This is a genomic window from Sporolactobacillus sp. THM19-2 (assembly GCF_004153195.1).
Classification (GTDB): domain Bacteria; phylum Bacillota; class Bacilli; order Bacillales; family Sporolactobacillaceae; genus Sporolactobacillus.
In genome coordinates this window covers 136585-149704 of sequence record NZ_SEMC01000003.1, presented here as the reverse complement: position 1 = coordinate 149704, position 13120 = coordinate 136585, and the positions used below count along the sequence as shown (strand labels likewise).

Annotated in this window: 10 protein-coding genes; 9 read left to right on the top strand and 1 reads right to left on the bottom strand. The window is 49.7% G+C overall.

Going from position 1 to position 13120, the window contains the following annotated elements; all coding sequences use genetic code 11:
• Positions 1–78 precede the first annotated feature (78 nt).
• The 6 genes from secA (at position 79) to EWH91_RS04130 (ending at position 8214) form a co-directional block, all read left to right on the top strand.
• Positions 79–2601, top strand: a complete 2523-nt coding sequence (gene secA / locus EWH91_RS04155) for a preprotein translocase subunit SecA (RefSeq protein ID WP_129928760.1) — start codon at positions 79–81, stop codon at positions 2599–2601.
• A 29-nt stretch (positions 2602–2630) separates the two neighbouring features.
• A protein-coding gene (gene prfB / locus EWH91_RS04150; RefSeq protein WP_129928759.1) for a peptide chain release factor 2 occupies positions 2631–3732 on the top strand; the annotation gives its coding sequence in 2 pieces (ribosomal slippage) (positions 2631–2702 and positions 2704–3732; 1101 coding nt in all).
• Between the two features lie 143 nt (positions 3733–3875).
• Positions 3876–4772, top strand: a complete 897-nt coding sequence (locus tag EWH91_RS04145) for a YitT family protein (protein ID WP_129928758.1) — start codon at positions 3876–3878, stop codon at positions 4770–4772.
• A gap of 320 nt (positions 4773–5092) precedes the next feature.
• Positions 5093–5779: a cell division ATP-binding protein FtsE gene (gene ftsE / locus EWH91_RS04140; protein ID WP_129928845.1), complete on the top strand. Its 687-nt coding sequence runs from the start codon at positions 5093–5095 to the stop codon at positions 5777–5779.
• Positions 5769–6662 (top strand): permease-like cell division protein FtsX, encoded by an 894-nt coding sequence (ftsX, locus tag EWH91_RS04135; RefSeq protein WP_129928757.1) that lies wholly within the window; start codon positions 5769–5771, stop codon positions 6660–6662. The genes ftsE and ftsX overlap by 11 nt, the downstream gene beginning before the upstream one ends.
• Positions 6663–6753: 91 nt before the next feature.
• Complete coding sequence (locus EWH91_RS04130) at positions 6754–8214, top strand: S41 family peptidase (protein WP_129928756.1); 1461 nt, start codon at positions 6754–6756, stop codon at positions 8212–8214.
• 184 nt (positions 8215–8398) lie between these two features.
• On the opposite strand, the gene EWH91_RS04125 is transcribed toward EWH91_RS04130, so the two are convergent.
• Positions 8399–8914: a DUF6141 family protein gene (locus EWH91_RS04125; protein ID WP_129928755.1), complete on the bottom strand. Its 516-nt coding sequence runs from the start codon at positions 8912–8914 to the stop codon at positions 8399–8401.
• Between the two features lie 274 nt (positions 8915–9188).
• Here EWH91_RS04125 and EWH91_RS04120 point away from each other — a divergent pair, with 274 nt between their 5' ends.
• The 3 genes from EWH91_RS04120 (at position 9189) to uvrB (ending at position 13120) form a co-directional block, all read left to right on the top strand.
• Positions 9189–10373, top strand: a complete 1185-nt coding sequence (locus tag EWH91_RS04120) for a PDZ domain-containing protein (protein WP_129928754.1) — start codon at positions 9189–9191, stop codon at positions 10371–10373.
• Between the two features lie 298 nt (positions 10374–10671).
• Positions 10672–10971: an AbrB/MazE/SpoVT family DNA-binding domain-containing protein gene (locus EWH91_RS04115; protein ID WP_129928753.1), complete on the top strand. Its 300-nt coding sequence runs from the start codon at positions 10672–10674 to the stop codon at positions 10969–10971.
• Positions 10972–11149: 178 nt separating this feature from the next.
• A complete protein-coding gene (gene uvrB / locus EWH91_RS04110) occupies positions 11150–13120 on the top strand; it encodes an excinuclease ABC subunit UvrB (RefSeq protein ID WP_129928752.1) in 1971 nt (656 codons plus the stop codon).

Genomic DNA, 13120 nt, shown 5'->3' with positions numbered 1-13120 from the left:
AGGACTGATAAAAACCAAAACCATCCCGGCGTGCCGGCCCGGCATGACGCGGAAGTCAAAATTGAGGTGTATGCAGGCATGATAGGAATGCTTAAAAAAGTTCTGGGCGATACAAGCATCCGCAAGCTTGGCAAAATGCAAAAGCTGGCCCATGTCGTTGACGGCATGGCCGACGAAATGAAGGCGCTGAGCGATGAAGAACTTCAGGCAAAAACCCCGGAGTTCAGGCAGCGCCTGGAAAATGGTGAAACACTTGATGATATACTGCCTGAAGCGTTTGCCGTTGTCCGTGAGGCATCGACACGTATCCTCGGACTGACGCCTTTTTACGTGCAGCTGGTCGGCGCGATTGCGCTGCACCAGGGGAATATCGCCGAGATGAAAACCGGTGAAGGGAAAACACTCGTTGCGACGATGCCGCTGTATCTGAACGCACTCGAGGGCAAGGGCGCTCATCTGATCACCGTTAACGATTATCTGGCGAAACGCGATGCGACTCAGCTGAGTCTTCTGTATAATTTTCTCGGCCTGTCGGTCGGCCTGAATGTAGCCGGCATGTCGCCTGCAGAGAAACGTGAGGCGTATAACGCAGACATTACCTACGGGACGAACAGCGAGTTCGGTTTCGATTATCTGCGTGACAACATGGTGCTTTATAAGGACGAAATGGTTCAGCGCCCGCTGAACTATGCGATTGTCGATGAAGTGGACTCGATCCTGATCGATGAAGCGCGGACGCCGCTGATCATTTCCGGAAATGCGGAAAAGTCGACGGATCTTTATATCCGCGCTAATCAGTTTGCACGGCTTCTGACAGAAAAGCAGGATTACACAGTGGATCTCAAGACGAAGACGGTACAGTTGACCGAAGAGGGCATGACCCGGGCAGAAAAATTCTTTCATATTAAAAATCTGTATGATTATTCCAATGTCGCTCTGAACCACCATGTGACCGAAGCCCTGAAGGCGCATGCGATCATGCACCGCGATACGGATTATGTCGTTCAGAACGGCCAGATCATCATCGTTGATCCGTTTACCGGCCGGCTGATGCAGGGAAGACGGTACAGCGAAGGCCTCCATCAGGCCATTGAGGCCAAGGAAGGTCTGGAGATCCAGAGTGAAAGCAAGACGCTGGCCACGATCACGCTGCAGAACTTCTTCCGGATGTATAACAAGCTGGCCGGTATGACCGGTACGGCGAAGACCGAAGAGGAAGAATTCCAGAGCATCTACAATATGGATGTCATTGTGATTCCGACGAACCGGCCGATGATCCGTGAAGACCATCCGGATCTGATTTACAAAACGAAAAAAGGTAAATTCAAAGCCGTCGTGGAAGAGATTGCGACACTGTATCACCGCGGTCAGCCGGTGCTGGTCGGTACGGTTGCCGTTGAAACGTCGGAAATGCTTTCGAAAATGCTGAAACGGCGCGGGATTCCGCACAATGTGCTGAACGCAAAGAACCACGAACGTGAAGCGGAAATCATCGAAAATGCCGGCCAGGTCGGAGCCGTCACAATCGCAACCAACATGGCTGGCCGTGGGACAGATATCAAGCTCGGTGAGGGCGTGGCTGATCTTGGCGGCCTGTTCATCCTCGGTACAGAACGTCACGAATCGCGGCGTATTGATAACCAGCTGCGTGGTCGTTCCGGCCGGCAGGGGGACCCCGGTGAATCGCGGTTCTATCTGTCCCTTGAAGACGATCTGATGCGCCGCTTCGGATCGGACAAGATGAAGGGCATGATGGAACGGCTTGGCATGGATGATGAGACGCCGATCGAAAGTAAAATGGTCAGCCGGTCTGTTGAATCAGCCCAGAAGCGCGTTGAGGGCAACAACTTCGATGCCCGTAAGCAGCTGCTGAAATTCGATGATGTCATGCGCCAGCAGCGGGAGATTATTTATAAGCAGCGCATGGAAGTAATGGAATCGAAGAACGTTCGCCCGGATATCGAGGATATGATCAAAACGGTGATTGAAAATGAAGTGAAGGCTCATACGCCGGAGCATGAAGTGCCGGAAGAGTGGGATCTTCAGTCGGTCATCGATTTCCTGAACGCACGTATTTTTGATGACGGCGTTCTGACGCTTAAGGATCTTGAGGGCAAGGATCCGGAAGAGATGATTGACGACCTGTATGACAGGGCAATTGCCAAATACGACAAGAAGGAAGAACAGTTCACGCCGGAGCGGATGCGCGAATTCGAGCGGGTGATCATGCTGCGGACGGTCGACACGAAGTGGATGGATCACATCGATGCGATGGAACAGCTCCGCGAAGGGATCTACCTCCGGGCTTACGGCCAGGTTGACCCTTACCGCGCCTATCAGGTCGAAGGCTACAAGATGTTCGAAGAAATGATTGCGAGCATCGAAGAGGAAGTAGTAAACTTCCTGATGCGTGCTGAAATTCGTGAGCCGGAAGAGCCGATTAAACGCGAGCGCGTCACTCACGGTCTGCACGTCATTTCAGGCGGTCAGGATGATAAGCCGAAGAAGAAAAAACCGTTTGTCCGTAAGATGCATGTCGGGCGTAACGACCCATGCCCATGCGGCAGCGGTAAAAAATATAAGAACTGCCACGGTAAATAAGTCCAGGCAGTAAGAAAGCAGGATGAACAATGGAATTATCAGAAATGAAACATGAAATCGACGAGATGGCAGGCCGTCTCAAAGAATTTAGGGGGTCTCTTTGACTTAGACAGCAAAAAGGAGCGTATCGCCGAGCTTGAGGAACAGATGACCCTGCCCGGTTTCTGGGATGATAATGAAAAAGCCCAGAAAGTGATCGATGAATCCAATGAATTGAAGGGCAAGGTCGACTCCCTCAGCGAGCTGATCACTAAGCTTGAAGATCTTCAGGTGGCCTATGAACTCGTAAAAGAGGAAAATGACGCTGACCTGAAAAACGAACTGGAGACCTCACTTGCCGAAGCCGGTAAGGCATTCGATCATTATGAAACGCAGCTGCTGCTCAGCGGCAAACATGACCGGAACAATGCGATTCTGGAACTGCATCCCGGCGCCGGTGGGACAGAGGCCCAGGACTGGGCGTCCATGCTGCTGCGGATGTACACACGCTGGGCAGAACGCCACGGCTACTCTGTCGAGACGCTCGACTATCTGCCGGGGGATGAAGCCGGTGTGAAGAGTGTTACCCTGCTGATCAAAGGCCTGGATGCCTACGGCTATCTGAAAACGGAAAAGGGCATTCACCGTCTGGTCCGTATTTCTCCGTTTGACGCAGCAGGAAGGCGTCATACGTCCTTTGTTTCCTGCGAGGTAACTCCGGAACTCGATGACAGTATCGACATTGATATCCGTCCGGAAGACGTGAAAATGGAAGTGTTCCGTTCCAGCGGCGCCGGCGGGCAGCATATCAATAAAACATCGTCGGCGGTCCGGCTGATTCATATTCCGACCGGGATTGTAGTCAGCTGCCAGTCTGAACGTTCTCAGTTTCAGAACCGGGACCAGGCGATGAAGATGCTGAAATCGCGCCTCTACCAGATGGAGGAAGAAAAACGCGAAGCAGAAAAAGCCGCTCTGCACGGCGAACAGAAGGAAATCGGCTGGGGCAGTCAGATCCGCTCCTATGTTTTCCATCCGTATTCGATGGTGAAAGATCACCGGACGAATGTGGAAATCGGCGATGTGAACCGGGTGATGGACGGAGACATCGATCCATTCATCGATGCCTGTCTCAGACTGAATCTGTCATGATCAGGACTGAAAAAGGAGCCTCGACGGCTCCTTTTTTTACTTTGAGAAGAAAAACCTCACTGATTGAATTTTCACTTTATTCATCTTGTTGCCGGGATGTGTCCCGGCTCCTCATCAAAAACAGGAACAAAGGAGCACGAGTCATGTCTTTCCTGGTGAAAAGGGACAAGCATGCTGCCGCACCACGCGGATGGAAAGCGGCGGTACTGGATTATTTTTATGTGATTGCCGGTTCGACGATTCTCGGTATTTCTTTTAATCTTTTTCAGCTGCCCAATCAAATTGCAGCGGGGGGTGTCAGCGGGATCGGCATTATTCTGCACTGGACACTCGGCTGGGAGCCGGCCTATGTCCTCTGGGGACTGAATATCCCGCTTTTTATCATCGGCATTCTGATGCTCGGGAAGAGCTTCGGTTATTTTGATTATGCGCTTAAGACGCTGATTGGTACGCTGATGCTGCCGCTCTCCGTTTTTCTGACGGCAGACTGGCCGGCTGCGACCCACAATGCGCTGCTCGGCGCACTTTTTGGCGGGATTGGGGTCGGACTGGGGCTGGGCATCGTCTTTCGCGGACGCGGTTCGACCGGTGGCACCGCGCTTGCCGGTCAGGTCTTCCAGAAGTTTACCGGGCTCTCACTTGGTTTCTGCGTGTCGGCCATTGACGGTGCGATTGTCCTTGCTTCTGCCTTTACGCTCTCCCTGGAATCAGCACTTTATGCGCTGATCAGCATTTATCTTCAGGCAAAAATGATCGACGTCGTCCAGCTCGGGTTCAATACAGAGAAAATGGCACTCGTGATTTCAAACAGGGAAGACAAGATGCGGCGCGCCATTCTCGAGGAGATCGACCGGGGGGTGACGCGGATCAGCAGCCGCGGCGGCTATACGGGGGATGACCGGCCGATGCTGATGACTGTCGTTTCGCAGAGCGAGCTGACTCATCTCAAACAGTTGATCCGCTCCATTGATCCCGAAGCCTTTTTTATCGTCACGAATGCGACGGAAGTATTCGGTAACGGATTTTACCGGGGAGTCTGATTTGTTTTCATTTCTGTCGCATCCTGTCAGATTTTGAAATTTAAATGTAATATTTTTCTTACGTAGTCGGTCGGGTTTGAATGGTATAATAAAAATTGATTAAGGTCGCTCCTGGTGAGTTCTGATACATAAGAAAGACGGCAGGGCAGGCAGAGAAATCCGTAAAATTTGTCGACCTGTGTCATTTTGCATCAGCCGGGATACCCGCTTATTTTACCGGCTGTTCGAATAATTTTAAAAACAGGCTCTACCAGGCAGACAGAGAGGACTTTGATCAAATTTTTCAAAGGGAGCATGGGGGAACACAACATATGGAAGACATGATTCAGATGCAGAATGTCTGGAAAGCTTACCCTAATGGTGTCATGGCACTAAATGGTATTGATCTCTCGGTTAAGAAGGGCGAATTTGTCTATATCGTCGGACCCAGTGGCGCCGGCAAGTCAACGTTTATCAAGATGATTTTCAGAGAACTGAAACCAACGAGAGGCAAAATTCTTGTCGCTCATAAAGATATAGCTAAGCTAAAAGAAAGACAGGTTCCTTATCTGAGACGGAGGATTGGCATTGTTTTCCAAGATTTTCGTCTGCTTCCGAAACTGACTGTTTATGAAAATGTCGCTTTCGCGCTTGAAGTGATCGAGGAGCCGCCGCGCGTGATCAAACGCCGCGTGATGGAGGTCCTGGATCTTGTCGGACTGAAGCATAAAATACGTTCCTTCCCCAATCAGCTCTCCGGCGGCGAGCAGCAGCGCGTATCGATTGCCCGTTCTATCTGTAACCGGCCGCCAGTCCTGATCGCCGATGAACCAACGGGGAACCTCGACCCGGAAACTTCCTGGCAGATCATGGATGTGTTTAAGAGGATCAACGAACAGGGGACAACGATTGTCATGGCGACACACAACCGTGATATCGTGGACCGGATCAAGCACAGAGTCATTGCCCTTGAGGGCGGCATGATCGTCCGCGATGAAGAAGAAGGGGGTTACGGTTATGAAGCTTAGGACACTGCACAGACACGTTAATGAGAGCTTCAAAAGCCTGGGCCGAAACGGATGGATGACCTTTGCCTCCGTAAGTGCGGTAACCGTCTCTCTCGTCCTGGTCGGGCTGTTTCTGATGGTACTCTTCAATTTGAATAAAATTGTCGGAGATATTGAGAATGATGTGGAAGTTCGCGTCTATGTCGATCAGTCGGCGACGCAGGCGGATACAAACCGACTGGAGAATGTGCTGAAAGGCATCAATAATGTACAGTCCGTCGCCTATCAGCCTAAAGAAGAAGGGCTGAATAATCTGATGGACAGTCTTGGCAGTGACAAGAAGACGTTTAAGGATCTGACGAAACAGAATCCGCTCCCGAATGCCTTCATCCTGAAAACTGATCAGCCGGAACAGACGATCGGTGTGGCTTCTGAAGTGAAAAGTCTGTCGCATGTGTCCGACGTCCGCTACGGAAAAGGAACTGTTGAGAAACTGTTCAAGTTCATCAACATCGCGCGCAATGTCGGTATCGTGCTGATTATCGGCCTGCTGTTTACATCGATCTTCCTGATCGCCAACACGATCAAACTGACGATTGTTGCCCGGCGCCGGGAAATCGAAATTATGAAATATGTTGGTGCGACAAATGCCTTTGTCCGCTGGCCTTATTTCCTTGAAGGGCTGATGATGGGCGTTCTGGGAGCAGTGATTCCGATCGTTCTGGTTATTATTGTTTATCATTTTGCCTATTATAATCTTGGGGGCAGTTTATCCCAGATGTTCATCAGGTTGATTCCTTATCATACGATGACGCTTAATCTCAGCCTGCTTCTGGTCGGCATTGGCGCAGCAATCGGCGTCTGGGGCAGTCTGAGTTCAGTACGGAAATTTCTCAAGGTCTAAAAGGCAAATACCGGCCACGGACGATGATCATTTCTGGAGCTGTTGACTGCTGCCCGGGGCGTGTTTTACAGATACTGAAGGAGGCAGCAGGATGAAAAAATTCAGCGGCAAAATAGTCGCTTTACTGATGGTGCTGTCGCTCGTGATTGGTGGAGCGGCGGGCTCTTTTGTGGCATACAGCCTGACCAGGAGCAATGAACAGACGACGGCGCCGGCCGTGGAGACCGGTTCAGCCGCGGCAGACCAGGAGACCGCAAAAATAAAAGCCATTCACGATTTAATTGAAAAAGACTATTTTCAGAAAGTCGACAGCAGCAAGCTGTATGACGGCGCGATAAAAGGGATGATCAGCGCGCTGGGTGATCCCTTCTCAAGCTACATGAATGCCAAAAATGCCACAGCATTCACCGAATCCCTTTCTTCATCCTTCCAGGGGATCGGAGCCGAAGTTCAGATGGTCGGAAACAGAGTGAGTGTTGTTTCACCGATCAAGGGATCACCGGCTGAGAAAGCCGGCATCAGGCCAAATGATCAGATCGTTTCTATCGATGGGAAGACGACGGAGGGCCTCGACATCAACGAAGCCGTCAGCCGGATCCGCGGGAAAAAAGGAACGGTCGTCAAACTGGGTATCCGGCGTCCGGGCACGGATAATGAACTTAGCTTTTCTATTAAGCGTGATGACATTCCGCTGCGCACGGTTGACAGCCGGATGATCCGGCAGTCAGGCAGTCAGATCGGATATATCGCCATTACACAGTTTAACGAAAAAACCGACCAGGAGTTTGCAGACGCCCTGACATCTCTTGAAAAACAGAAACTGCAGGGCCTGATTGTGGATGTGCGCGGGAACCCGGGCGGCTATCTGCAGGCTGTCGAAAAAATAGCCAACCTGATTGTGCCAAATCAGAAACCGATTGTTCAGATCGAAGACCGGCAGGGTAAGCGTCAGCCGTTTTACTCGACATCGAATAAGAAGAAGAACTATCCGATTGTCGGTCTGATCGATGGCGGCAGTGCATCAGCGTCGGAAATTCTGGCCGGCGCCCTGAAACAGGCCGGAGGTTACCGCCTGGTCGGTGAAAAATCATTCGGTAAAGGGACGGTTCAGCAGGGCATTCAGCTTTCTGATAAAAGTGAACTGAAACTGACCACCAATAAGTGGCTGACGCCAGACGGAGACTGGATCCACAAGAAAGGGGTTCAGCCGACAATTCAAGTGAAGCAGCCGGATTATTTCTATGCCGCACCGCTGGTTCTGAAGAAGGACCAGGTTCTGAAGCCGGATCAGACGAGCTCGCATATTGCTGACGCTCAGAAGATGCTGAAAGCGGCCGGATTTGATCCGAAGCGTGCTGACGGGTACTTCAGCAGAGAGACAACCCGTGCGGTCAGCGCTTTTCAGAAGGACGTCAGTCTGCCTGTGACAGGAAACATTGATCAGAAAACAGCTGAAGCGCTTCAGGCAGCTACGCTGAAAGCCATTGCCAGTCCGAAGAACGACCGCCAGCTCAGTGCAGCGGTTCAGGAAGTTCTGAAAGAAATCAAATAAATGACATAGCATGAAAACCGGGGAAACCCGGTTTTTTCTTCTTTCTGGCAATCCTGTCGCCACGCGCGGTCAGCCTGAATATATGAATGCTGAATCGATTGCTTTTTCAGTTCAGGACTCAAGTTATTTTCAGGACAGAAATTTATCGGCCAAAGTTCAGGTCTTATCGGCGAAAAGCCAAAATTTACTTGAATCTCGCTTGATCAATTGCCTTTTTAAGTCTTTCATCTTGATTCGTACCTATAACCAATTTTTCTCCTGTTGTTAATCCAATTTCAACTCCCTTGTTGCCTCCCAAATTATATATTTTTTCACCACGAGAGTTAAATCGAATTCCTATTCCTCCAAATCGAGAGATCGTACTATAATTTACCGGATAATAATAGGCGATACTTTTAAAAGGAATCTTTTTGTAGCGAATGTGAAACGGAAAAAATCGAAAATATACACCGCCTGTCCTGACCTCAATAGTAAACGTAACAAGAAAGAATAATAGCGGGAACAAAATTCCAAGTAATAACAAATAGCCAAATAAATCACGTGGAGTGTCAATATTATTAAATAAGATGATATTAAAAAAATATTTTAAAATAAATGTTATCCATGCGGAGGCAGAAATTAAAATCACCGGCCAAAAAAGAATAGGAGAATTCCAAAACCCCTGGACCTCACGTAAAGTAGCGTCAGTTTTTTTTCCCATGTTATCATTCCTTTGTTGTTTTTTCGCGGTACCTGACCGTAGAAAATAATAAAGCGCTTAAATTTTTTACTGCCCCGGAGATTTTTCGAACTGAATATGATGTTTCCCACCAGAGACCTTCCCTGTTCAAAATAACAAATAGAATCTATTTTATTGGGAATGATTACCCCGTTTCATCGTTTTTTTCAGCAAATTGTTCACAGTGGGAGTGTTTTTGCTGTATTCTTAAACTAATAGATTCTTCATTTTGCTGATGATTGTGGAGGAAATTCGAATGGCGGATATTGTGCGATCGATCTTATCAGGCCTTGCCTCTTTTTTCTTAAATCCGGTTTTTTACCTGCTGGTTGCCGGACTGTTTCTGTTCAGTGCGCAGCGTGTCCGGCGGGAGCGACGCTCATTTCATGTTAAGGCATATGGCATGTTCAATACGATTTTCAGGAGTATTGTGCCCTCTTTACTCATGGGGCTCAGCGGATCAGTACTCCTGCTTGTTTCCGGTACGGCGCTGACGCAGGGGGTAATCGTGCTGTTCTCCTGTGCTTATCTGGTCATCATGCTGACGACGCAGCTTCGTTTTCTTTCACCGGCGATTGCCGGTGGTCTGGCCCTGCCTGCTGCATGGTTCATGCCTGATTTTCAGACGCCTTTTTCGCTGATCAACCGCTGGATCAGTGAGATCCGCGAGGTGAACTTCTTTTCTCTCGGCGTCTTCGTCGTCGTCTGTATGCTGATGGAGTGCCTGCTCGTTTATCTCTGGGGTGCGTCTCAGTCCTCTCCGCGGCTGATTAACAGTCGTCGCGGCGGACTCGCAGGGGCTCATGAAGCAAGTGAGTTATGGATTGTCCCGCTCCTGCTCTTACTTCCTTCTCCCTCGGGACCCATAGGGTCGGCGGGCCCCTGGCCGTTTATTCCCGATACAGGTAGTTCGTACGGTCTGATCATGTTTCCACTTGGCGTCGGTATTGCTCAGCTGATCACGCACACACTTCCCGGGCGTGCTGTACGTGAGACGGGTCACTGGCTGTTAATCTGTACAGGATTTACGGCACTTTTTGTGGGGCTGGCCTGGCCGGATCTGCACCTGCCCTTCATGGCGGTGATCGGTGGTCTTCTGGCCCTGGTCGGGCGCCTGGGTCTGGTCTGGTATCATCATTACCTGCGCGAGTCGCGCCCCTTTTATTACACCATGCCGAATCAGGGCATTCGCGTCATCGGCGTCATTCCGCATACTCCTGGCGCACGGATGGGAATTCTCTCCGGTGAACAGATTCTGCAGGTGAATGATGTTACGGTGACAAGTGAATATGATTTTTATCAGGCTCTGCAGAAAAATCCGGCCTATTGTAAACTGGAAGTACTCGACCGGTTTGGGGAACCACGCTTTGTTAAGGGCACAATACATGAGGGTGACAGTCACAGAATTGGACTGCTTTTTCTTGAGCCGGAAATGGGTTAAAAAGACAAAGCGGACCTGCCTCATGCGAAGGTTATGTATGGAACATAATCCGGTAAAATAACCGAGCGGCTCTTTTTCCAGATTTTCATAGTTTGGAAATGGAGCTTTGAGAGGTGCGCTGCCCGTGACGTCTGAAAGCGGGAGCCGTATCGGAGCATTTCCCGGATGTTCCATAAATCTGAAATAAAACGCTGACGGACAAAGAAATTCCATGGGCGTTAAATGTTAATGTTATCCAGTATTGTGCTATGATTTACTTAGGGATCGTATAAATCCAGGAAAGGAGAAAAAATGAAGCATGAAATCCACCGGTATTGTACGTAAAGTAGACGAGCTGGGCCGCGTCGTGATTCCCATAGAACTGAGAAGAACGTTGAATATTAAAGAAGGCGATCCACTGGAAATCTTTACTGAAGAGGATCGAATTATTTTCCAGAAATATGTTCCAAGCATGGCCTGCCAGATTACGAATGAAGTCTCGCCGGACAACCTGGTTCTGGCAAACGGAAAACTGATTCTGAGCCGGAAAGCAGCGAAAGAAGTAGTCAGCGAAATAGAAAAGTATATGGGTGAAGATGCACATTCAAAAAATATATGATACGTTACAATACAAACGCTTCCAGCCGTCACAGGGTGAGGGAGCGTTTTTGTTGTGTGTTCAGATAGTGAAAAGCGCACCTTCCTTCCGGGAATATTTGTTCGCTTTTTCCGTCCTTTCACCCTTTGGATATGATATAATTTGAACTAACGATTTCGAGAAACGGGAGGTCGGATGCATGGACTTCAAACTTGTATCCAGTTACAGGCCGCAGGGGGACCAGCCTGAGGCCATCCGTGAACTTGTTCAGGGCATTGAAAGTGGAAAGAAGCACCAGACACTTTTGGGCGCAACAGGAACAGGAAAGACATTCACGATGTCGAATGTGATTGCGCAGGTAAAGAAACCGACGCTGGTCATCGCCCACAATAAGACACTGGCCGGCCAGCTGTACAATGAATTTAAGGAATTCTTCCCGAACAATGCTGTTGAATATTTTGTCAGTTATTATGATTACTATCAGCCTGAGGCCTATATCCCCCAGACCGATACGTATATTGAAAAAGATTCGAGTATTAATGATGAGATTGATAAATTACGGCACTCGGCAACAAGCGCACTTTTTGAGCGCCGCGATGTGATCATTGTCGCCAGCGTGTCCTGCATCTATGGCCTCGGTTCTCCGGAAGAGTACAAGTCACTTGTTGTCTCACTCCGGCCGGGGATGGAAATAGACAGAGACGCGATGCTGCGCCGGCTGGTAGATATCCAGTACACACGTAATGATGTGAATTTTACACGCGGAACGTTTCGCGTGCACGGCGATGTGGTTGAAATCTTCCCGGCATCGCGTGACGATCACTGCATCCGTGTTGAATTTTTCGGTGACGAAATTGACCGGCTGACCGAAATGGATCCGATGACCGGAGAAATTGTTGGTGAGCGGGATCATGTGGCCATCTATCCGGCTTCGCACTTCGTTACCGGCCAGGAGAAAATGACACGGGCCATTAAAAATATTCAGGCGGAGCTTGATGAACGGCTGAAGGTGCTGCGCGATAACGGCAAACTGCTGGAAGCGCAGCGTCTGGAACAGCGGACCCGTTATGATCTGGAAATGATGGAGGAAGTAGGGTTCTGTTCAGGGATTGAGAACTATTCCCGGCATCTTACTTTTCGCAAGGCGGGAGATCCGCCGTATACGCTTCTGGACTATTTCCCCGATGATTTTCTGATTATGGTGGATGAATCGCACGTGACGCTTCCCCAGGTACGGGCGATGTATAACGGGGATCAGGCAAGGAAGAATGTCCTTGTCGATCACGGGTTTCGCCTGCCATCGGCGAAAGATAACCGTCCGCTGACGTTTGATGAGTTCGAGAATAAAGTCAATCAGATTGTCTATGTCTCTGCAACGCCCGGTGACTATGAAATGGAACACTCGGGTCAGCCGGTGCAGCAGATCATCCGCCCGACCGGACTGCTTGATCCGAAAATTCTTGTCCGTCCGATCAGGGGGCAGATTGACGATCTTTATAATGAAATCAATATCCGGGCGAAACGCAATGAGCGTGTCCTTGTGACGACGCTGACTAAAAAAATGGCGGAGAACCTGACGGATTACCTGAAGGGTATGGGGGTTAAAGTCCGCTACCTGCATTCAGAAATTAAAACACTTGAGCGGATTGAGATTATCCGTGATCTGCGGCGCGGTGAGTTTGATGTGCTGGTCGGCATCAATCTGCTCCGTGAAGGGCTGGACATTCCGGAAGTTTCGCTCGTTGCGATCCTTGATGCCGATAAGGAAGGCTTCCTGCGTTCCGAACGGTCGCTGATCCAGACGATTGGCCGGGCGGCGCGTAATGCGGAAGGACAGGTCATTATGTACGCCGACCGGATCACGGATTCGATGCGCGCAGCGATTGATGAAACGAATCGCCGGCGGACGATCCAGAACGCCTTTAATGAAAAACATCATATCACGCCGAAGACGATCAGCAAAGCTATTCCGGAACTGATTCAGGCTACGTATGAAGCGAAGGATCAGAAGAAATCCGGCAAGAAGAAGAAACGCAAATTGACAAAGACAGAACGGAAGAAAACTATTATCAGCATGGAAACTGAAATGAAGAAGGCGGCCAAATCACTCGACTTTGAGCGGGCCGCTGAGCTCAGAGATATTATTCATGAACTGAAGGCGGAGGGATAA

Coding starts and splice junctions, on each gene's coding strand:
- EWH91_RS04115 (WP_129928753.1), top strand. CDS start 10,672: ATGAAATCCACCGGTATTGTACGTAAAGTAGACGAGCTGGGCCGCGTC.
- uvrB (WP_129928752.1), top strand. CDS start 11,150: ATGGACTTCAAACTTGTATCCAGTTACAGGCCGCAGGGGGACCAGCCT.
- EWH91_RS04130 (WP_129928756.1), top strand. CDS start 6,754: ATGAAAAAATTCAGCGGCAAAATAGTCGCTTTACTGATGGTGCTGTCG.
- secA (WP_129928760.1), top strand. CDS start 79: ATGATAGGAATGCTTAAAAAAGTTCTGGGCGATACAAGCATCCGCAAG.
- ftsX (WP_129928757.1), top strand. CDS start 5,769: ATGAAGCTTAGGACACTGCACAGACACGTTAATGAGAGCTTCAAAAGC.
- EWH91_RS04145 (WP_129928758.1), top strand. CDS start 3,876: ATGTCTTTCCTGGTGAAAAGGGACAAGCATGCTGCCGCACCACGCGGA.
- EWH91_RS04125 (WP_129928755.1), bottom strand. CDS start 8,914: ATGGGAAAAAAAACTGACGCTACTTTACGTGAGGTCCAGGGGTTTTGG.
- ftsE (WP_129928845.1), top strand. CDS start 5,093: ATGATTCAGATGCAGAATGTCTGGAAAGCTTACCCTAATGGTGTCATG.
- EWH91_RS04120 (WP_129928754.1), top strand. CDS start 9,189: ATGGCGGATATTGTGCGATCGATCTTATCAGGCCTTGCCTCTTTTTTC.